The organism is Corynebacterium sp. NPDC060344, from assembly GCF_042725215.1.
In the GTDB taxonomy this organism is placed as follows: domain Bacteria; phylum Actinomycetota; class Actinomycetes; order Mycobacteriales; family Mycobacteriaceae; genus Corynebacterium.
Window position 1 is genome coordinate 12026 of the sequence record NZ_JBHXCS010000013.1, and the last position, 18438, is coordinate 30463.

The window sequence follows — 18438 nt, forward strand, 5'->3', positions numbered from 1 at the left end:
ACGCGCATGGCCGAATCCACGGTGGAGCCCGCAGACCATAAGGGGGCCGCTCGCGCAGAGCGCCGCGGCCCCGCATCCGCAATCGACCGCTACTTCGGCATCACCGAGCGCGGGTCCAGCATCGTCACGGAGGTCCGCGGCGGCGTCGTCACGTTCTTCGCGATGGCGTACATCATCCTGCTCAACCCCCTGATCCTCGGCGGCATCGAGGACGTCGAGGGCACCGTGCTGTCGGTGCCGCAGGTCGCCGCGATGACCGCGTTCGCCGCCGGCATCATGACCATCCTGTTCGGCGCATGGGCCAAGTACCCGTTCGGCATTGCCGCGGGCCTGGGCATCAACACGCTGGTCGCGGTGACCTTCGTGGCCAACGAGGGCCTGACCTGGGCCGAGGCGATGGGCCTGGTGGTCATCGACGGCCTGATCATCGTCGCGCTGGCCGTGTCGGGCTTCCGCTCGGCGGTGTTCAACGCGATCCCGCCGTCGATGAAGGCGGCGATGGCGGTCGGCATCGGCCTGTTCATCTCCATCATCGGCTTCGTCGACGGCGGCCTGGTCCGCCGCATCCCCGACGCCGCCGGCACCACCGTGCCGGTGCAGCTGGGCATCGGCGGCCACATCACGTCGTGGCCGACGGCGGTCTTCGTGCTGGGCATCATCATCTGCGGCGTGCTGGTCGTGCGGAAGGTGCCGGGCGGGCTGTTCATCGGCATCGTCGTCAACACCATCATCGCGCTGATCGTCGAGGCCGCCACCAAGTCGGGCCCGTCGTTCGTCGACGGCGAGCCGAACCCGGGCGGCTGGAGCCTCGCGGTGCCGGGCGCCCCGGACGGCATCGGCGGCCTGCCGGACATGTCGCTGCTGGGGCAGTTCGACATGTTCGGCGCGTTCGTACGCCTGGGCGTCATCGGCGCGACGATGCTGGTGTTCACCCTGGTCCTGGCGAACTTCTTCGACGCCATGGGCACCATGACGGGCCTGGGCAAGCAGGCCGGGCTGGCGGGCAAGGATGGCGTGCTGCCGGGCATGAAGCGCGCGCTGGTCGTCGAGGGCCTCGGCGCCGTGGTCGGCGGCGCGTCGTCCTCTTCGTCGAACACGGTGTACGTGGATTCCGCCGCCGGCATCGGCGACGGTGCCCGCACGGGCCTGGCCAACGTGGTCACGGGCCTTCTGTTCCTGCTGGCGATGTTCTTCACGCCGCTCTACGAGATCGTGCCGGTCGAGGCCGCGGCCCCGGTCCTGGTCATCGTCGGCGCGATGATGATGTCGCAGATCACGGAGATCGACTTCTCCCGTTTCGACATCGCGCTGCCGGCCTTCATGACCATCGTGATCATGCCGTTCACGTACTCCATCGCCAACGGCATCGGCGTCGGCTTCGTCACCTACGCCCTGCTGGCGCTGTTCTCGGGCCGGGCCCGCGAGGTCCATCCGCTGCTCTACGTCGTCGCCGCGCTGTTCCTGGTGTACTTCGGCATCGAGCCCGTCTCGGCGATCCTGGGCGCGTAGCCGGTGCCGGATTCACGCCCGAACCGCGTGCGGGTCGCCGATGCGGCCGATCCGCGCCTCGACGACATCCGCGACCTCAACCGCTCGGATTCCCGCCCGGATCTGCCGGGCGGCAAGGGCCTGGTCATCGCGGAGGGCGCGTTGATCGTCCCCCGCCTGGCCGGGTCGAGGTTTCCGTTGCGCTGCATCGCGGGCACTCCTCGGCGCCTGGATTCGCTTGACGACGACCTGGCGTCCGGCGATCCCGCCGTCCGCGCCCGGGCGCTGTCGGTGCCGTGGCTCGAAGTCGAGCGGCCGGTGCTGGCCGGCGCCGTGGGATTCGATTTGCACCGGGGCCTGCTCGGCGTCGCCGACCGTGCGCCGGAGCCGGCCGTGGACGAGGTGGTGGCGGGGGCGCGTACCCTGCTCATCCTCGAGGGCGTCGGCGACCACGAGAACATCGGCGCCATGTTCCGAAATGCCGCGGGCATGGGAGTCGACGGGGTGCTCTTCGGCGCCGCGTGCGCGGACCCGCTGTACCGGCGCGCGGTGCGGGTGTCCATGGGCCACGTGCTGCGCACGCCGTTCGCGCACCTGCCGGGGACCACGACGACGTGGCAGCGCTCGCTCGACGGGCTGCGCGACGCCGGTTTCCGCATCGTGGCCATGACGCCGGGGGAGGGGTCGGTGCCGCTGTGGGAGGCGATGGCACACGAGAAGGTGGCCATCCTCGTCGGAGCCGAGGGCCCGGGGCTCACCGAGCACGCGATGCGCGCCGCCGACGTCCGCGCCCGCGTCCCCATGGCGGAGGGCACGGACAGCCTCAACGTGGCCACGGCCGCGGCCATCGCGTTCTACGAGCGGTTGCGCTTCTGAACCTTCGCCCAGGCCCGGCTGCCCCACCCGCGCACGCCGCGGCCGAGTGAGCGGGCGCCGTCGGCGGCGGCGCGGCCGACGCGGCGGATGCCTTCGGCGGAGTCGTCGGGGGCGCGCTGCGAGTGGTCCTCGTAATCGTCGTAGTCGGCGTTGCCCGCGGCCGAGCCGGGGGCTCCCAGCGATGCTGCGCTGCGCCGCGTCGCCTCCGGCGGACGTGCCGAGGCCCTGCGCCCGTCGATGGCGAATGCGCTGACGGGGATGTCCGGGCCCGGATCGGCGGGGTCGAAGCCGAGCCAACCGGCTGCCGCGGCGGCGGCGAGTTCGGCGGGCACGAAGGGCATGGCCACGCCGCGGCGCGGTGCCACGGGGGCGGTGGCGGAATCGCTGGCGGCGTCAGCGTCATTGCCATCGGACTCCGGCTTGCGGCGCCCGGCCCAGAAATCGCCCTCGAAGACCTCCGGCACGCCGGTGTCCTCGAGGATGGTGAACCGTGTCGCGGAAAAGGCGCGCTTGAGCTCGCCGGCGCGCCAGTGGGCGAAGGCGCCGAAACCGGTGGCGGGGTCGGTGGAGAAGGCGTACACGTCGGTCGCCGCGATGCCGCGCAAGTAGCGCTGCGGCAGCTCGGAGAGCAGGGAGACGTCCTCCAGGACCGTCTGCACCACGGCCAGGCCGTCGAAGCCGCCGATGTAGAACTCGCCGGCGCCCGCGGGCGCGGACCTGTTCAGCGGGAAATCGCCGATGGGGGTGACCGTCAGGCGCGGGTCGAGCAGCGCCAGGTATTTGCGGCCGAATCCCCGGTCATGGCCGGGTTCGGCGGTGAGGACGCTCAACGGCTCCGCGGCCGTGACGAACCAGATCGTGGCGACGCCCGCGCGCGGCCCCCGGGGAGTGCTCATCCCTCACCCGTCACTTCCGGTCCGTGGGGCGCACCCCGAGCAGAACATCCTCCCAGGAGGGCATGACCGTCTTGCGGCGGCGCTTCGGCGCGGGACCCTCGTCGGGGTGGCGCAGGAAATCGGCGTCGTCATTGATGCCGTCGGAGTCGGCGTCGCCCCCGTGATCGTGAGGGGAGTGAGGGCCGTGGTGGCCGGGGTGGCCGTGATCGCCATGTCCGTCCTCGGAGACACCGGCGGCACCGGCGTCATGCGCTCCCGGTGCTCCCGGGGTCACATGCGGCGCGGCCTCCGGCGCCGGGCGCAGGCCCGGGGCTTCGCCCTCGACGGAGGACAGATTGCGGCGCGGGCGGGCGAAGTCGGGATCGACGAGCTCGGCGGCGATGGTGTTGCGGGCCACCGTCGAGGCGGAAGCGCCCTCGGCGTGGAACGCCCACTCCGCGGTGGTGGTCGAGTGCCCGGCGGACCAGGTCACGCCGATGATCCACTGCCCGGCCGGATCGCGCCACGCATCCCATTCCGACGTGGTCAGGTCCAGGCCTCGGGCGGCGAAGGCGGTGGCCAGGATCTCCCACAGCGTCAGCTTCGCCGGGCCATCCGCCCGCCGCGGCCGGGACTGCTTGCCCAGCTCCGCGATGCGGGCGCGCTCGGCGAGAACCGGGTGCGCGAAAGGCTCGATGCGGCGGGCCGGCATGCCGGTCAGCTCGAGGAGCTCCTCCACCGACGCGCCGCCGCGGACGCGGTCCTGGATCTCGCGGGGCCGCAGGACCATCTTCGGCTCGGCCATCTCGACCACGACCGGTTCCGGGCGGGAGGCGGCCTCATCGGCGGTGTCGTCGGCCGCGGCAGAGTTCTCGTCGGAGTCGGTGTCCTGCGGGGCGTCGACCTGCGCAGCGTCGTCCGGCGCCGCCTCTTCCTGGGCGGCGGCCTCCGGATCCCCGGGGGAATCGGGGTGCGCGGAGGCGTCGTCAAGCGACTCCCCGACGGGCACGGAAACGGCCGCGACCAAATCCCGCAACTCGTCGGTGACCGGCAGCGCGAACCGCTCCCCGTCACCCGCGCCGGAATCCGCGGCGGCGAGGATGATCGTCCCCGGCTCGCCGGCGTCCGTGATGGGCTTCAATTCCCGCATTCGAAAACCTCCTGGGGATGACCGCCGTGTACTTTCCCCCATGCTAAACGACGAAACCCCCGCCAGGCCGCCACCAATGTGGTGCGGCGTGTGCGGGGGATCGCGGCGCGGGCTCCCGAAACGGGCCCGGCGGGGATCAGGCCGAAGCGTGGCCGTTGTCGAGGATCCAGTCGATGGCGCCGGTCAGCTTCTTGACGTCCTCCGGATCGATCGCCGGGAACATGCCGATGCGCAGCTGGTTGCGGCCCAGCTTGCGGTACGGCTCGGTGTCCAGGATGCCGTTGGCGCGCAGCACCTTGGCGATCTTCGCGGCGTCGATGTCGTCGGAGAAGTCGATGGTGCCCACGACCAGCGAGCGGGTGGCCTCGTCCGCCACGTACGGGGAGGTCTCGGCGCGGCGCTCGGCCCAGTCGTACAGGTGCGACGAGGACTCGGTGGTGCGGGCCACCATGCCGTCGAGGCCGCCGTTGGCGTTCATCCACTTGACCTGGTCGGCGAGCATGAGCAGCGTGCCCACGGCCGGGGTGTTGTAGGTCTGGTTCTTCAGCGAGTTGTCCACCGCGGTCTGCAGGTTGAGGAACTCGGGGATGAAGCGGTCCGAGGCGTTGATCTTGGCGATGCGCTCCAGCGCCGCCGGGGACATCGCGGCCAGCCACAGGCCACCGTCAGAGGCGAAGCACTTCTGCGGGGAGAAGTAGTAGGCATCGGCCTGCGAAATGTCGACGGGCAGGCCGCCGGCGCCCGACGTGGCGTCGATGGCGACGAGCTGGCCCTCCGAGCCCTCCGGGCGGGTGACGGGCACCATCGCGCCGGTCGAGGTCTCGTTGTGCGCCCAACCGATCAGGTCGACGCCCTCCTCGCCCGCGACGACCGCCGGCGCCGTGCCCGGCTCGGACTCGATGACCTGCGGGGCGTCGAGCCACGGGGCCAGCTTGGCCGCCTTGGCGAACTTCGACGAGAACTCGCCGAAGGACAGGTGCGCCGACTTCTTCTCGATCAGGCCGAAGGTCGCGGCATCCCAGAAGGCGGTGGCGCCGCCGAGGGAGAGGATGATCTCGTAGCCGTCCGGCAGGGAGAACAGCTCCGACAGGCCCTCGCGGACCTCGCCGACGACGTTCTTCACGGCGGGCTGGCGGTGCGACGTGCCCATGATGCCCTCGGCGCCGTCGGCGACGGCCTGGATCTGGGACGGGCGGACCTTGGACGGGCCGCAGCCGAAGCGGCCGTCACCGGGGAGGAACTCGGCGGGCAAGGAAGGGAACTGATCGCTCATGGGGCGCAACCTTTCGGTGGGTTATGGACCATCATGACTCTATCGCCCCGGGTGCGGGCGGGTCACGGGCGGGGGATCGCCCCCGAAACCCCCGCGGCGGGTACGGCCGGGGAGGGGGACTCCGGGTGTGGCGAATCCGGGTTCGCAAAATTTGCTAAATGTAAAGATTGCAAAGTGGAAGTTGTGCAAAATGGAGCGGCGCTGGGGCGACCGTTTCGGCTGCTCCGGATGGGTAGGGGCCTTTTCATGCCCAATGGGGGAGGTGATGTGCGCGCCGAGCGCAAAAGTTCGGAAAGTGCGGGCGGGCGACCTGTCCGGGAGTGGTCATCGTATGGGGTGACCTGCCTGAACGTGGTGTTGCTCCGGGAAAACAAAGTCGTTAAGCTGGCCGCCTGACCGCCGCGGGCGCCAAACTGCGGGGGTAAGGGTGTTGTCGCCCTCACATTCTTTGCTAGAGTGTGTCGCAATCCACTGCTGGCGGTTGAGTATGGCTCGGCCGGGCCCCGGTGTGAAGCGGGCGAAGGACTACTTCGGCCGATCCGCATCGGGCACCATCTGCGCGCCCTCGCGGGACGCGCGGATAGTGTGGGCCGTGGCCGGCGAGACAACGCCGGATTGCCTGAACGACACATTTTCAGCGAAAGGGAAGTTGTGGCTACTGAGAACAACAAGGCCGTGCTCCACTACCCCGGCGGCGAGTTCGAGATGGACATCGTCGAGGCCACCGAGGGCAACGACGGCATCGCGATCGGCAAGCTGCTCGCGGACACCGGACTGACCACGTTCGACCCGGGCTACACGGCCACGGGCTCGACGACCTCCGCGATCACCTACATCGACGGCGGCAACGGCATTCTCCGCCACCGCGGTTACCCCATTGAGCAGCTGGCCGAGAAGGCCACGTTCAACGAGGTCTCCTACATGCTGATCAACGGCGAGCTCCCCACGAAGGAGCAGCTGGAGAAGTTCAACTTCGACATCCGCCACCACACCCTGCTGGACGAGGACTTCAAGAAGGCCTTCTCCATCTTCCCGCGCGGCGCGCACCCGATGGCGACGCTGGCCTCCTCCGTCAACATCCTCTCGGCGTACTACCAGGACGAGCTCGACCCGTCCGACCCGGAGGCCCGCGAGCTGGCCACCTCCCGCCTGATGGCCAAGGTGCCCATGCTGGCCGCCTACGCCTACCGCGCCTCCAAGGGCCAGCCGTACATGTACCCGGACAACTCGCTGAACGCCCGCGAGAACTTCCTGCGCATGATGTTCGGCTTCCCGTCCGAGAAGTACGAGGTCGACCCGGTGCTCGTCGAGGCCCTCGACAAGCTCCTCATCCTCCACGCCGACCACGAGCAGAACTGCTCCACCTCGACCGTGCGCATGGTCGCCTCCTCCGGCGCCAACATGTTCGTCTCCATCGCCGCGGGCATCAACGCCCTGTCCGGCCCGCTGCACGGCGGCGCCAACCAGGCCGTTCTGGAGATGCTCGAGGACATCAAGAACAACCACAACGGCGACGCCACCGACTTCATGAACCGCGTGAAGAACAAGGAAGCCGGCGTCCGCCTCATGGGCTTCGGCCACCGCGTGTACAAGTCCTACGACCCGCGCGCCGCCATCGCCAAGAAGACCGCCCACGAGGTGCTGCAGCACCTCGGCGGCGACGAGCTGCTGGACCTGGCCATGAAGCTCGAGGAGATCGCGCTGGCCGACGACTACTTCGTGCAGCGCAAGCTCTACCCGAACGTCGACTTCTACACCGGCCTGATCTACCGCGCCATGGGCTTCCCGTCGGACTTCTTCACCGTCCTGTTCGCCATCGGCCGCCTGCCGGGCTGGATCGCCCACTTCAACGAGCAGGTCACCGACCCGGCCTCGAAGATCAACCGCCCCCGCCAGATCTACACCGGCGAGACCGAGCGCGACATCGTTCCCCGCGACCAGCGCTAGGAGTTTTCGCGCGGTCATCCGCGCGTGACGGCGCCAACGCCCCGTCCGGCCATGTGGCCGGGCGGGGCGTTCGCCGTAGGCGTCGCAAAGCCGCCGCCCTCCGGTGCGGCCCCGACACGGCCCGCCCGCGATCAACTAGACTTCACCCGAAGAAACCGAACCGACGCGGAAGACGCGGGCGCGCCGCGCCCGCCGAACCGCCGATACGAGGAGACTCACCATGGCGAAGCCCGAACTCGGCGCCAAGTCCGGCCCGGCACCCACCGACCTGGTCATCAACGACATCACCGTCGGCGACGGCGCGGAGGCGACCCCCGGCGCCCGCGTCGAGGTCCACTACGTGGGCGTGGAATTCGAGACCGGCGACGAGTTCGACTCGTCGTGGAACCGCGGCCAGTCCATCGAGTTCCCGCTCAACGGCCTCATCGCCGGTTGGCAGGAGGGCATCCCCGGCATGAAGGTCGGCGGCCGCCGCGAGCTGATCTGCCCGCCGGAGAAGGCCTACGGCCCCGCCGGCGCCGGCCACTTCCTGTCGGGCAAGACCCTGGTCTTCGTCATCGACCTGCTCGACGTCAAGTAAGTCGCGCGGCGCACGGCGCCGCGGGTCACTGGCCGAGCGCGAACTCCCGGTAGTGGGCGAAGCGCTGTTCGCGGCCGACGCGCTCGGGGGCGGTTTCCAGCGTCCACAGGGCATGGGCGATGGCGCCGAGGACACGGTCGACGAGCTCGCCGCGGTCCTCCGGCTCGGCGATGATCTCGTCGACGACCCCGGCGGCCAGGAGCGCTTCGGCGGCGACGCCCTGGGCCTCCATCATCTCCGGCGCGTGCTCGGTGTCGCGGTGGATGATCGCCGACGCGCCCTCCGGCGGCAGCGGCGACAGCCACGCGTCGTGCATGGCCAACGCGCGGTCGGCCGGCAGCATGGCCAGCGCGCCGCCGCCGCAGCCCTGGCCCAGGATCATGGAGACGGTGGGCACGCGGACGTCGAGCAGCGCGGTGAGGGTGCGGGCGATCTCGCCGGCCATCGCGCTTTCCTCCGCCTCCTTGGTCAACTCCGCGCCGGCGGTGTCGATGACCGTGACCAGGGGGATCTGCAGGCTCTCGGCCAACCGGATCGCCCGCTGCGCGAACCGCAGCGACGCCGGCCCCATCGGGTCCGGGCCCAACGGCGGCTGCTTGTGGCGGTCCTGGACGACGAGGATCACCGGGCGCCCGGCGATGCGCGCCAGGACGGCGCGGACGGCGTCGTCGTTCTCGCCGTCGCCGGTGCCCGACAGCGGCACCGACCGGTCCTCGAGCGCGGCGAGAATGTCGCCGCCACCCGGCCGCGAATCCTCGCGGGTGCGCAGGATCGACTCCCACGCGCTGCGCCCGTCGGGCACCGCGTCCGGCGGCGGCGCCGGCTCGTCGGTCTCGACGTCGGGCATGAGCACGTCGATGGTCCGACGCACCGAACCGCGCAGGCCCTCCGGCGAAATGACGCCGTCGATGATGCCGCGCTCGAAGAGGTTCTCCGCGCTCTGCACGCCCTCGGGGATGCCGGTGCCCGTCGTCAGCTCGACCACGCGCGGGCCCAGGAAGCCCAGCAGGGCGCCCGGCTCGGCGAAGGTGAAGTGCCCCGACGACCCCCAGGAGGCCATGACGCCGCCGGTGGTGGGGTTGCGCAGGTAGACGAGGAACGGCAGGTGGGCGTCCTTGTGGCGGGCGACGGCGGTGGTGATGGACACCATCATCGCGAATGCCGGGGTGCCCTCCTGCATGCGCGTGCCGCCCGACGTCGGCGACAGCAGCAGCGGCAGTCCCTCGTCGGTGGCGCGCTCGATGCCGCGGATGATCCGCCGGGCCGTCGCCGCGCCGATGGAGCCGGCCAGGAACGAGAACTCCGAGCAGATCACCGCCACGCGGCGCCCGCCGACCTCGCCTTCGCCAGTGAGCACGGCCTCGTCGACGCCGGACTTTTCCCGGGCCCGTTCGAGGGTGGCGGCGTAGTCGGCGCCGATCTCCCCGTAGTCCGGCGGGGTGTCCCAGCTGCGGTATGTGCCCCGGTCAATGACGGAATCGATGAGTTCGCGTGCGCTCGTGCGTGTCATGTCCCCAGGTTATGGCACAACGGCGATCTCCGGCGGCGCATGCCCGGGCGGCTGCCCCATCCGGGAAACCTGGATAATGGGGCCAGCACGCATTGGATCCCCACTGGACGGAGCATGAACCGGCGATGAAGACCATCCTCGACCTCGACACCGGCATCGACGACGCCCTGGCGCTGGCCTACGCGCTGGGTTCCCCGGAGCTGGAGCTCATCGGCGTCACCGGCACCTACGGCAATGTCCTCATGGAGGACGGGGTGGCCAACAACCTGGCGCTCCTGGACCTGTTCGGCAAGGCGGACGTGCCGGTGTTCCACGGTGAGCCGCACGCGTCGGCGAAGGACGGCTTCGAGGTCCTGGAGATCTCGGCGTTCATCCACGGCGGCAACGGCATCGGCGAGGTCGATCTGCCGGCGTCGCAGCGACCCGTCGACGAGCGCGGTGCGGTCGACTTCCTCGTCGATTCGGTCCGCGAGCATGGCGACGACCTGGTCATCGTCGCCACCGGCCCCATGACGAACCTGGCCGCGGCGATCGACCGGGACCCGGAGTTCGCGGGGCGCGCGCGGATCGTCATCATGGGCGGCGCCCTGACGGTGCCGGGCAACGTGCGCCCGTGGGCGGAGGCGAACATCAACCAGGATCCCGAGGCCGCCGACAAGCTCTTCCGCTCGGGCGCGGACGTCACCATGATCGGCCTCGACGTCACGCTGCAGACGCTGCTGACGTACGAGGAGACGAAGAAGTGGCGCGAGCTGGGCACCGACGCCGGCCGCGCGCTGGCGGACATGACGGACTACTACATCAAGGCCTACGACACCACCGCCCCGCATTTGGGCGGCTGTGGCCTGCATGATCCGTTGGCGGTGGGCGTGGCGGTGGATCCGTCGCTGGTCACGGTAATCGAGCACAACATGAAGGTCGATTGCGACGGCGAGACCCGGGGCCGCACCATCGGCGACGAGGTCCGCCTCAACGATCCGGAGAAGAACGTCAAGGTCGCGGTCGGGGTGGACGTCGAGCGCTTCCTGTCGGAGTTCATGTCGCGCGTCGGGGCGGTGGCGGCGCATGGCTGACGCGGGTTCGCTTTTCGACGCCCTGGCGTCCGCGCCGGGCGCCGTGGCCGTGGTGGGTTCGGCCAATGCCGATCTGACGGTGCGCGTCGCCGCGCTGCCGAAGCCGGGGGAGACCATCGCGGGCGGCCCGCTCGTGGTGCTGCCGGGCGGCAAGTCGGCGAACCAGGCGGCGACGGTCGCGCGGCTCGGCGTGCGCGCCTCGCTGATCGGCGCGGTCGGCGATGACCCCAATGGCGCGATGCTGCGCGAGTCGCTCGTCGATGCCGGCGTGGACGTCGCCCATCTGTCGCAGTCGGAGGAGGCGACCGGCACGGCGATGATCCTCGTCGACGACGAGGCCGAGAACTGCATCGTCATCTCACCGGGGGCGAATGGGACGGTGGACGCGGGGCTCGTCGGCAAGCATGCGGAGGCGATCCGCGGCGCCGACGTGCTGGGCCTGTGCCTGGAGGTCGGCGACGACGCCGTGGTCGAGGCCGCGCGCATCGCCCGCGAGGCCGGCGTGACCGTGGTGTTCAACCTGTCGCCCGTGCGCGAGGTGCCGGCGGAGCTGCTGGGGCTGGTCGACGTGCTCATGGTCAACGAGCACGAGCTGGCCGCCCTGGTCGGTGGCGCCGCGGCCGCCGAGGGCGCCGAGTCCGGCGACTGGACCGATGCGGCGACGGCGCTGGCCGGACAGCACGGGATCCGCACCACCGTGGTCACCCTCGGCGGGGCGGGATCCGTGGTCGTGCAGGCGGAGGGGTCCTCCTCGGTCACCGCCACGCGGATCGATCCGCTGACGGTCGACGTCGTGGACACCACCGGCTGCGGCGATTCCTACATGGGCAGCATCATGGCGGGGCTGGCCTCCGGCATGGGAGTCGGCGACGCCGCCCGGCTCGCGGCCGCCGTGTCGGCGTACGCGGCGGGCGGCGAAGGGGCGCAGGCCTCCTACGGCACCGCCGACCAGGTCCGGGATTTCGCCCGGACCGGCCGGCGGGGCTGAACCGGCGGGGCTGCGCCGGTCGGCTACCCCTTCAGCGCCTGCATCCAGGTGACGCGGGTGCCGGTGCGCAGCACGTTGCGCGGGTAGATCTTCGCGGCGAGCAGCAGCGTGAGCACGCACGTCACCGCGAGCACGGCACCAGAGCCCAGCAGCTGCAGCGCGCTGAAGTTGCCCATGGCGTACTGCAGCGGGGCGGTGGTCACCGACGCCGGCGGGATCCACGCGGCGACCTGCATGAACGTCCCGTCCAGCTGCGACCAGCCGAAGGCCGGGACGTAGATGGACACGAAGGACAGGATCAGCACCGGCATTTGCGCCGCACCGAAGTCCTCCATGCGGCTGACCAGCGAACCGGCCGTCGCGTACAGGGCGGCGAAGAGCAGGTAGCCGAGGATGAAGAACGGGATCAGCGTGGCCACGGCGCCCCACGGGATGTCGAAGTCCGAGGCCAGGCCCGTGGCGAAGATCGTCGCCGAGGCGGCCGCGACGATGGCGGCCATCATGATCGCGCCGGCCAGGCCCGCGCCGAGGATCTTGCCGGCGAGCAGGTGCAGCGGGCGGATCGTGGCGAGCATGATCTCGACGACGCGCGACGACTTCTCCTCGATGACCGAGCTGGCCACCGCGCCGCCGAACATCATGATGGCGGTGATCATCACCATGACGCCGACGCCGACGACGATGAGCGCCGCGAAGTCGATGTCCTGGGTGGACTGCGAGGTCACCGAGCCCTGCCCGGCGGCCGCCGCGACGGCGGCGGGGTCGCCGCCCTGCGCGGAGATTGCATCGGCCTGCAGCTGCGAGGACAGGGCCGAATTGAGCGTGACGACGAGCGTGTTCGACGCATCGTTCTGCAGCAGCGACCATTCGTTGTCGCCGCCGGCGGGGACGAGCGCCGCATCGGCGGATTCGTCGTCGATCATGGCGCGGGCGGCGTCCTCGTCGACGGCGGGGAGCGTCTCGATGGGCTGCGGCAGCGAGCCCTCCGGGGCATCGGCGAGCGATTCGGCGAAGGGGGCCTCACCGACGACGGCGATGCGCGTCGGCTCGGCGGCCTCCCCGTCGTCGCGGGTGAGGTACGCGGTGAGCAGCACGCCGCCGACGGCGAGCACGATGCCCAGGATCAGCGTGACCACGGAGCCCTTCTTGACCAGGTTCTCGCGCAGCTCGCGCTTGGTCACCAGGCCGATGGCGGTGGAGGCGCGGTAGCCACCGCGGTTGGCGGCTGTGTCGTTGTTGGTGCCGGCGTTAGTCTTGCGGGCGGGTCCGGGATTCTTCGTGGGAGTGCTCATGACTGCACGACCTCCTGGTACAGCTCGGTCAGCGGGATGTTGACGGGCCCGAAGGAATGCACCGGGCCATGGGAACGGGCGCGATCCAGCAGCTGCTGGTCGATGTCGGCGGGAGCGGCGTCGTCAAGCGTGAACACCGTGCGGCCGCGCTCGTCGACCGTCGACGACGCGACGCCGGGGACGCCGTCCGCCCACCCGTGCGGGGCCGAGGGGACCTCGACGGCCAGCAGGCGCGGGCCCTTGGACCGCAGCTCGGCGACGGTGCCCTCCGCGAGCATCCGGCCATCGCGGATGATGCCGACGCGGTCGCACAGGCGCTCCACCAGATCGAGCTGGTGCGAGGAGAACACGACCGGGATGCCCTGGTTCGCGCGCTCGCGCAGCACCCGCGACATCACGCCGACCGCGATGGGGTCCAGGCCCGAGAAGGGCTCGTCGAGGACGAGGACCTCCGGATCGTGGACCAGCGCCGCGGCCAGCTGCACGCGCTGCTGATTGCCCAGCGACAGGGTGTCCACCTTGTCGCCGCCGCGCTCGGTGAGATTGAGGGTCTCCAGGAGGGACTCCGCCCGGTCCTTCGCGGTCGCGGCATCCATGCCGTGCAACCGGGCGAAGTAGATGAGCTGGTCGAGGACCTTCTCCTTGGGGTACAGGCCGCGCTCCTCCGGCATGTAGCCGATGGTGCGGCGCGACGTGTCGTCGAGCGGGACGTCGCCGAGGCGGACCTCGCCGCCGTCCGTGGACAGCACCCCCAACGCGATGCGCATGGTCGTGGTCTTGCCGGCGCCGTTGGCACCGACGAAACCGTAGATCTCGCCCGGGCGGACGGTGAAGCTCATGTCGTCGAGGACGTGGAGGTCCCCGTACGACTTCTGGAGGCCGTCGATGATCAGAGGCTTGCCCTGCATGGTCGCCATCCTTTCTGGTCGGTTGGTCGTTGGCGGGTTGTTCGGGTCACTCATCGGGCATCGTCCACGCGATCACGGCGGTGGGCACGGACAGGAGGATGAGGAAGGGGATGAGGAAGCCGAGGCCCATCAGGTACGGGACGTCGGCGGCCCACTCCGGTTCGTTCGAGCCCACCCACACGCCGAAGAACACCGAGCCGAGGCAGAACAACAGGCCGAACCAGGTGAAGCCCTGGTAGGCGAGGCTGCGCAGGCCTTCCACGCGCCCCCGCTCATACTCGTCCAGGACCGCGATCGGCGCGCCGTCGAGGTTGTCGGTGACGATGACGAGCGTCGTCCACGTCAGGACCTGGATCACCGTGAGGGCGATCCAGGGCACGCCCCACCAGCCGGAGAAGCCGTCGCCGATGACCGCGGCGCCGAGCATGATGCCGGCGACGAGCAGTGCGGCGATGATGGCCAGGTAGGCGATGACCAGGCGGCGGCGGGCCGTCCGGTTGCGCAATTTCGGGAACATCCGGTCGGTGTGCTCGCGGCGCTCGAGGTACTTCCGTTCGCGCCGGGCCTCCCAGCGCTCCAGGAAGGTCGAACTGCGGGCGGTGCCGGCACCGGTCTCTTCGGTGGCATTGGTCGTGTTCATCGCACTTCCTCCGGGATCGTCGGTCGGGCAGGTGCGGGGGGCCGGCTTTGGCTCTGCGCCGCGTACAGCGCCGCGGACATGGGCGTGAACTCCTCGCGGGAGAACACCGCCTCGACCGGGAGGCCGAACACCTCGCACAATCGGAACGCAAGATCGAGGCTGGGGTAGTGGTCCCCGCGCTCGAGTGCGCCGATCGTCTGGTGATTGACCTCCACGGCCTCCGCGAGCTGCGCGCGGCTGAGCCCGCGTTCCGCGCGGAGCACGGACAGCCGGTTGTAGATCGGTCTCTGTGGACCTCGTTTCACTGGGCTCATGCGTCCAAGTGTTGTGAAAACCCAACACCCTGTCAAGGAAAACAACGAAATATCTCCATCGGGATCATGTCGTCCCTGGTCAGCGCTGCCCGGGCCAGTGCTGAGCACGTACCCTGGACACCGTGATCACACGGCCTACGATTCTCGGGATCCTGTTCGTCGCCAACGTCATCGCGCTGGCCCTGACCGTCTTCGTCAGCCCATGGTGGGCGGTCCTGCTGGCGGTCTTCGTCTTCCTCGACCTGGTGGCGTTCTACGACGTGCTCATCCAGAAGAAGCATGCGCTGCTGCGGATCTACCCGATCCTCGGCCATGCGCGGTACATCCTGGAGTCCATCCGCCCGGAGACCCAGCAGTACTTCATCGAGCGCAACTTCGACGGCACGCCCTTCGACCGCGACACCCGGTCGGTCATCTACGAGCGGGCCAAGGGGCTGGGCTCGAAGAAGTCCTTCGGCACCGAGCGCAAGATCACCGAGCCCGGCTACGAGTACATCCCGCATTCCATGGCCCCGTCGCGCACGGTCAACGCCAACCCGCGGGTCCGGCTCGGCGGCGAGGCAACGACGCAGCCTTACGACGTGTCCATCTTCAACATCGCCGCGATGAGCTTCGGCGCGCTGTCGCCCAACGCGGTGCTGGCCATGAACAAGGGCGCGGCTATGGGCGGCTTCATCCACGACACCGGCGAGGGCTCCATCTCCCCGTACCACCTGGAGTACGGCGCGGACCTGTTCTGGGAGATCGGCTCGGGCTACTTCGGCTGCCGCACCGAAGACGGCGACTTCGATCCCGTGAAGTTCCGCGAGCGCGCGGCGCTGCCGGAGGTCAAGGCCACGTACCTGAAGGTCAGCCAGGGCGCGAAGCCCGGCCTGGGCGGCATGCTGCCCGGCGACAAGGTCGACGAGATCATCGCCGAGACCCGCGGCGTGCGCGTGGGCCAGGGAGTGACCAGCCCTCCGTTCCACCGCGTGTACTCCACGCCGCGCGAACTGGTCCGGTTCATGGGCACGATGCGCGAGCTCAGCGGGGGCAAGCCGGTTGGCTTCAAGATCTGCGCCGGCTCCCGCATCGAGTTCCTGGCGGTGTGCAAGGCGATGGTGGAGGAGGACATCACGCCGGACTTCATCGTCGTCGACGGCGCGGAGGGCGGCACGGGCGCCGCGCCCCTGGAGTACTCCGACCGCGTGGGCTTCCCGCTGACCGACGGCCTGGTGCTCGTGCACAATGCGCTGGTCGGGGCGGGCCTGCGCCACCGCGTCAAGATTGGCGCGACGGGCAAGATCGTCACCGGCTTCGACATCATCAAGCGCATGTGCCAGGGCGCCGATTTCATGGCCTCGGCCCGCGGCATGATGATGGCCACCGGCTGCATCCAGTCGCAGCTGTGCCACACCAACGAGTGCCCGGTCGGCGTGGCCACGCAGGACCCGAAGCGCTGGAAGGCCATCGACGTCGAGGACAAGGCCAACCGCGTGCGCAATTTCCACGACGCCACCGTGCAGGAGGCCGTGGGCATGCTCGCGTCGATGGGCCTGGAGAGCTTCGATCAGCTCTCGCCGTCCATGCTCTTCCGCCGCACGTCCGACGAGTACGCCGAGACCTACGCCGAGCTGTACAACTGGCTCGAGCCGGGTGAACTCGTCTCCGGCACGCGCTTCCACGCGTGGGCGGAGGATTGGGCGCTGGCCGACCCGGAACGCTTCTGGTACCCCGAGCTCCACGGCGGCGTGAAGCCCAGGACCGCCCCGGTGGGCCGCACGGGCGTCGAATCGGATGACGTCGCGGAGGACATGCAGGAGGATGAAGAGGGCGCCGGCGCTGCGGGCAATGGCGACAACATCGCCTGACGCGCGTACAAAAGGGGCATGGCCAATGACGAATTCGACGGCATCATCCCTTCCCTGACCCTCAACGACGGCAATTCCATCCCCCAGCTCGGCCTGGGCACGTGGCGGATGGACGACGAGACCGCCCGCCGGTGCGTCCGCCACGCCATCGGCATCGGGTACCGGCACATCGACACCGCGACGCTCTACGGCAATGAGGTGGGCGTCGGCCAGGGCATCGCCGACGCCATCGCGGCGGGCGACGTCGACCGCGGGGACCTGTTCGTGACCACGAAGGTGTGGAACGACGACCAGCGCGCCGCCGACACCCGCCGGTCGGCGGAAGAGTCGCTGCGCCGCCTCGGCCTGGATTACGTCGACCTGCTGCTGGTCCACTGGCCCTGCCCGAAGCAGGGGCTCTTCGCCGAGTGCTACGGCGAGATCATGAACCTGCGCGACGAGGGCGTGACCCGGTCGGCCGGCGTCGCGAACTTCTACGCCGGGGTCCTCGACGAGCTTCCCGAGGCCCCCGCCGTCAACCAGATCGAACTCCACCCCGGCCTGCCCCAGGACGAGCAGGTCGCCGACGACGAGCGACGGAACGTCGTCACGCAGAGCTGGGCCCCGCTCGGCCGGGCCAAGCAGTTCGGGTCCGGGCCCATCGCCGACATCGCGGCCGAGCTCGGCCGCACTCCCGCGCAGGTGACGCTGCGGTGGCATCTGCAGCGCGGGCTGGTGGCGATCCCGAAGTCGGCCGATTTCGGGCGGATGGAGGAAAACCTGGGGGTGCTCGACTTCGAGCTTGGCGACGCCCACCTGGGCGCCATCGCCGCACTCGCGGATCCGGCCACTCGCATCGGCGGGGACCCCAGGGTTTTCGGCGACGAGTAGCGCCGCGCCCCGGTAGGTTTGGGACCATGCCCACGTCGTCCATGACCCCCGAAACGTCCGAGATCCGCGTCGAGCACGATGGCCCGATCACCACGATCACCATCGACCGCGATCACAAGCGCAATTCCCTCAACGCCGGCGTCTGCTCGGACATCGCCGACGCCGTGGAGGCGGCGCCCGGCCGGGAGGAGTGCCGGGTCATCGTCATCCGCGGCGAGGGCCGCGCGTTCTGCGCCGGCGCCGACCTCGGCGGCCAGCACAGCGACGGCAACTTCCACGGGCAGCTCGCCCGCATGCTGCACGCGCTGCAGGAATGCCCGCGCATCATCATCGCCGACGTCCAGGGCGCGGCGGTCGGCGCGGGCATGCAGCTGTCCATGGCCGCCGACCTGCGCGTGGTGGGCGAGCGCGGCTGGTTCATGATCCCGCCGGTCAAGCTCGGCATCGCCGTCGACGCCTGGACCATCCGCCGCACCCGCGTGCTCGTCGGCGGCGCCCGCGCCCGCACGATCCTGCTCGCCGCCGAGCAGATCGACCAGGCGGAGGCGAAGTACTGCGGCCTGGCGTCCTACGCCGGCGACTCCACCGTCACCCGCGAGGTCGCGGAGCGGATCGCGTCGTTCGCGCCGATGAGCCTGGAGTACCACAAGATGGTGCTCAACGACGACGAGACGAACCTGCCGCCGAAGGACGCCCAGCGCGAGCTGTACGAGGCCGTGTGGGCGTCCGAGGACGCCGCGGAAGCCGGCCGGGCGCGCGCCGAGAAGCGCGACCCGGTGTTCCGCGGGAAGTGACGGGCGCGAC

The 18438-nt window shown here is 70.2% G+C and carries 17 protein-coding genes; 9 read left to right on the top strand and 8 right to left on the bottom strand.

The window, feature by feature from the left end; translation table 11 throughout:
• Positions 1–6: 6 nt before the first annotated feature.
• Positions 7–1509, top strand: coding sequence for an NCS2 family permease (locus ACFWGD_RS12060; protein WP_377778933.1), 1503 nt, complete (start codon positions 7–9; stop codon positions 1507–1509).
• Between the two features lie 3 nt (positions 1510–1512).
• Positions 1513–2364 (top strand): TrmH family RNA methyltransferase, encoded by an 852-nt coding sequence (locus ACFWGD_RS12065; RefSeq protein ID WP_377778934.1) that lies wholly within the window; start codon positions 1513–1515, stop codon positions 2362–2364.
• Here the strand turns inward: ACFWGD_RS12065 and ACFWGD_RS12070 are convergent.
• The 3 genes from ACFWGD_RS12070 to serC form a co-directional block, all read right to left on the bottom strand.
• Complete coding sequence (locus ACFWGD_RS12070) at positions 2343–3260, bottom strand: DUF6928 family protein (protein WP_377778935.1); 918 nt, start codon at positions 3258–3260, stop codon at positions 2343–2345. The genes ACFWGD_RS12065 and ACFWGD_RS12070 overlap by 22 nt on opposite strands.
• Positions 3261–3270: 10 nt before the next feature.
• Entirely contained in the window at positions 3271–4389 is a 1119-nt protein-coding gene (gene sepH, locus ACFWGD_RS12075; protein ID WP_377778936.1) for a septation protein SepH, read from the bottom strand.
• A 136-nt stretch (positions 4390–4525) separates the two neighbouring features.
• On the bottom strand, positions 4526–5662 hold the full coding sequence (gene serC, locus ACFWGD_RS12080; protein WP_377778937.1) for a phosphoserine transaminase: 1137 nt from the start codon (positions 5660–5662) through the stop codon (positions 4526–4528).
• Between the two features lie 651 nt (positions 5663–6313).
• Here serC and ACFWGD_RS12085 point away from each other — a divergent pair.
• Positions 6314–7609 carry a citrate synthase gene (locus ACFWGD_RS12085; protein ID WP_377778938.1) on the top strand — a complete coding sequence of 432 codons (1296 nt, stop codon included), beginning with the start codon at positions 6314–6316 and terminating at the stop codon, positions 7607–7609.
• 220 nt (positions 7610–7829) lie between these two features.
• Positions 7830–8189 (top strand): FKBP-type peptidyl-prolyl cis-trans isomerase, encoded by a 360-nt coding sequence (locus tag ACFWGD_RS12090; protein ID WP_377778939.1) that lies wholly within the window; start codon positions 7830–7832, stop codon positions 8187–8189.
• A 25-nt stretch (positions 8190–8214) separates the two neighbouring features.
• On the opposite strand, the gene ACFWGD_RS12095 is transcribed toward ACFWGD_RS12090, so the two are convergent.
• On the bottom strand, positions 8215–9699 hold the full coding sequence (locus ACFWGD_RS12095) for a carboxyl transferase domain-containing protein (RefSeq protein WP_377778940.1): 1485 nt from the start codon (positions 9697–9699) through the stop codon (positions 8215–8217).
• Between the two features lie 125 nt (positions 9700–9824).
• On the opposite strand from ACFWGD_RS12095, the gene ACFWGD_RS12100 reads away from it, so the two are divergent.
• Positions 9825–10772: a nucleoside hydrolase gene (locus tag ACFWGD_RS12100; protein ID WP_377778941.1), complete on the top strand. Its 948-nt coding sequence runs from the start codon at positions 9825–9827 to the stop codon at positions 10770–10772.
• Positions 10765–11760, top strand: a complete 996-nt coding sequence (locus ACFWGD_RS12105) for a ribokinase (RefSeq protein WP_377778942.1) — start codon at positions 10765–10767, stop codon at positions 11758–11760. The genes ACFWGD_RS12100 and ACFWGD_RS12105 overlap by 8 nt, the downstream gene beginning before the upstream one ends.
• A 23-nt stretch (positions 11761–11783) precedes the next feature.
• On the opposite strand, the gene ACFWGD_RS12110 is transcribed toward ACFWGD_RS12105, so the two are convergent.
• Genes ACFWGD_RS12110 through ACFWGD_RS12125 form a run of 4 tightly spaced genes read right to left on the bottom strand, consistent with a single transcriptional unit; the run spans position 11784 to position 14914 of the window.
• Positions 11784–13052, bottom strand: a complete 1269-nt coding sequence (locus tag ACFWGD_RS12110) for an ABC transporter permease (protein WP_377778943.1) — start codon at positions 13050–13052, stop codon at positions 11784–11786.
• On the bottom strand, positions 13049–13960 hold the full coding sequence (locus tag ACFWGD_RS12115; protein WP_377778944.1) for an ABC transporter ATP-binding protein: 912 nt from the start codon (positions 13958–13960) through the stop codon (positions 13049–13051). Before ACFWGD_RS12115 ends, ACFWGD_RS12110 begins: the two co-directional genes overlap by 4 nt.
• Positions 13961–14006: 46 nt before the next feature.
• Positions 14007–14600, bottom strand: a complete 594-nt coding sequence (locus ACFWGD_RS12120) for a hypothetical protein (protein WP_377778945.1) — start codon at positions 14598–14600, stop codon at positions 14007–14009.
• The gene (locus tag ACFWGD_RS12125; RefSeq protein ID WP_377778946.1) at positions 14597–14914 is read right to left on the bottom strand and encodes a helix-turn-helix transcriptional regulator; all 318 of its coding nucleotides are present in this window, start codon (positions 14912–14914) and stop codon (positions 14597–14599) included. Before ACFWGD_RS12125 ends, ACFWGD_RS12120 begins: the two co-directional genes overlap by 4 nt.
• 122 nt (positions 14915–15036) lie before the next feature.
• Here ACFWGD_RS12125 and ACFWGD_RS12130 point away from each other — a divergent pair, with 122 nt between their 5' ends.
• Genes ACFWGD_RS12130 through ACFWGD_RS12140 form a run of 3 tightly spaced genes read left to right on the top strand, consistent with a single transcriptional unit; the run spans position 15037 to position 18428 of the window.
• A complete protein-coding gene (locus ACFWGD_RS12130) occupies positions 15037–16764 on the top strand; it encodes an FMN-binding glutamate synthase family protein (protein WP_377778947.1) in 1728 nt (575 codons plus the stop codon).
• Positions 16765–16782: 18 nt separating this feature from the next.
• On the top strand, positions 16783–17634 hold the full coding sequence (locus ACFWGD_RS12135) for an aldo/keto reductase (RefSeq protein ID WP_377778948.1): 852 nt from the start codon (positions 16783–16785) through the stop codon (positions 17632–17634).
• 26 nt (positions 17635–17660) lie between these two features.
• The gene (locus tag ACFWGD_RS12140; protein ID WP_377778949.1) at positions 17661–18428 is read left to right on the top strand and encodes an enoyl-CoA hydratase; all 768 of its coding nucleotides are present in this window, start codon (positions 17661–17663) and stop codon (positions 18426–18428) included.
• The last annotated feature ends 10 nt before the right edge of the window (positions 18429–18438 follow it).